The following is a 1,864-nucleotide window of genomic DNA, read 5'->3' as shown; positions in this document are numbered from 1 at the left end:
CTGCTGGTGCAGGTCAGCCTGCTGAAACACTGACACCAGCCGGACGATAGATCTCTTTACGTGACAACAACGCCCAGATGATACGAGCCATTTTATTGGCAAGTGCAACTGTTGCCAGACGCCTTGGACGACGCGCCATGAGTTCGCATAGCCACTGACCCGCAGCGCTATCCCACTTATGGGCACGATGAAGCATGGCCGTCGCACCAAGAACCAGCAACGTTCTTATCTGCCGATTGCCCGTTTTGGTAATCCTTCCCAGACGGGTTTTACCGCCGGTAGAATGCTGACGAGGCACAAGCCCCAGCCAGGCGGCAAAATGGCGCGCAGAGGCGAAAGAGCCAATATCCGCGACCGAGGCGACAATCAGAGAAGCCGTTATGGGACCGACCCCAGGGATGGTCATCAACCGACGCGCATCGTCATCGCTTTTTGCACGCGCCCGGATCTGCACTTCCAAAGCATCAATGCTCTGAGCGACCTTTTCATAATGCTCAAATAACAACATGGCACTCTGCTTCATGGCAGCAGGCAGGTCGGCTGATGTCTCTATTTTTGCCATCAGTTCTGGCAGATGGCGTGTGCCCAGAGGGGCTATCAGCCCGAACTCGGAAGCAAGAGCCCGTAACGCATTACTCAGCATGGTCTGCTGTTTGACCAGAAGAGCGCGGGCAGAATGCAGTGACAAGACACCTTGCTGCTCTTCGCTCTTGATCGGAACACACATCGTATCAGGATGAGTCGCCGCCATGCAGATCGCAGCCGCATCAACAGCGTCATTTTTCTTGCCTTTTTTGACAAATGATTTGACCCGATCAGGAGGAACCAGTCTGACATCATGACCAATCCTGCTGATCACCCGTGCCCAGTAATGAGCTGACCCGCAGGCTTCCAGAACAACTTCACATGGGTCAAGTTTTGCAAAAAATGCTGAAACTTCACTGCGACCAAGCTTGCGCTTGAAAACGCACTTTCCAATTGCGTCAGCCCCATGAGCCTGAAAAACGGATTTGGCAATATCAAGGCCAATTATGCTAGCTTTCATACGGGCGGTCTCCTCCTGATGGTCAGTGAACCTCCATCATGGCACATTGATGCCGCAGGGAGGCCGTCCACCCCATCTGGGCCGTTCTCTATCGCATCTTCTCGATATTATCGGAGATTTTCGGGAGCGTGGCATCGCTTTCCGATCCTTGACCGAACATATGGATACGGCAACCGCGCAAGGCGAGTTGCTGTTCTCGATGTTCGGCGCACTCGCCCAATACGAACGCGCCTTGACGCGCGAACGGGTCATGGCGGGGCTGGCGGCCGCCAGGCGCCGGGGTCGGCGCGGCGGTAGGCCGCCCGCGATCGACGCGGAGAAGATCGCGGCGATTACCGTCGCCCTCGAAGGCGGCGCCAGCAAAGCGGCTATATGCCGCAACTTCGGTGTACCGCGCTCGACGCTGATCGACACGCTGGCGCGGATTGGCTGGACGCCTCCCGGCAGAACCTGACAGATGCCGCGCCGTTCCGTTCTGACCGAGACGCAGCGCCTGTTGCTGCTTGCCCTGCCCGAAAACGAGGCCGACCTGGTGCGCTACTGGACGCTCACTCCCGATGACCTGCGTGTCATTGTCAGTCGGAGAAGGGCGCACAATCGGTTGGGCTTTGCTATCCAGCTTTGCGCGCTGCGCTACCCGGGGCGGCTGCTCCGGCCGGGGGAGCTGATCCCTCAGATCCCGCTCGCCTTCATAGGGGATCAACTCGGGATCGAGCCGGACGCGCTCGCCGACTATGCCGTGCGTGGGCTGAATTGCCCCGGGTTTTGTGGAGACAGAAAGACCCGTGAGGTAAGAAGAATTCATGAGCAATAAATCGA

General features: G+C 57.5%; 2 protein-coding genes and 1 pseudogene. 2 read left to right on the top strand and 1 reads right to left on the bottom strand.

Features of this window, described 5'->3' with window-relative positions:
• Positions 1 to 13 precede the first annotated feature (13 nt).
• The gene (locus tag CSR02_RS02085) at positions 14 to 1,045 is read right to left on the bottom strand and encodes an IS110 family RNA-guided transposase (protein ID WP_010511145.1); all 1,032 of its coding nucleotides are present in this window, start codon (positions 1,043 to 1,045) and stop codon (positions 14 to 16) included.
• Positions 1,046 to 1,094: 49 nt separating this feature from the next.
• Between CSR02_RS02085 and CSR02_RS02075 the strand changes: the two genes are divergently transcribed.
• The gene (locus CSR02_RS02075; protein WP_099540399.1) at positions 1,095 to 1,499 is read left to right on the top strand and encodes a recombinase family protein; all 405 of its coding nucleotides are present in this window, start codon (positions 1,095 to 1,097) and stop codon (positions 1,497 to 1,499) included.
• Between the two features lie 3 nt (positions 1,500 to 1,502).
• A pseudogene (locus CSR02_RS02070) lies at positions 1,503 to 1,790 on the top strand (DUF4158 domain-containing protein); the annotation flags it as partial.
• Between the last annotated feature and the right edge of the window lie 74 nt (positions 1,791 to 1,864).

The sequence above is a fragment of the Acetobacter pomorum genome (genome assembly GCF_002738225.1).
Classification (GTDB): Bacteria; Pseudomonadota; Alphaproteobacteria; order Acetobacterales; family Acetobacteraceae; genus Acetobacter; species Acetobacter pomorum.
This window is presented reverse-complemented; position numbering and strand designations above follow the sequence as displayed.

Coding starts and splice junctions, on each gene's coding strand:
- CSR02_RS02085 (WP_010511145.1), bottom strand. CDS start 1,045: ATGAAAGCTAGCATAATTGGCCTTGATATTGCCAAATCCGTTTTTCAG.
- CSR02_RS02075 (WP_099540399.1), top strand. CDS start 1,095: ATGCCGCAGGGAGGCCGTCCACCCCATCTGGGCCGTTCTCTATCGCAT.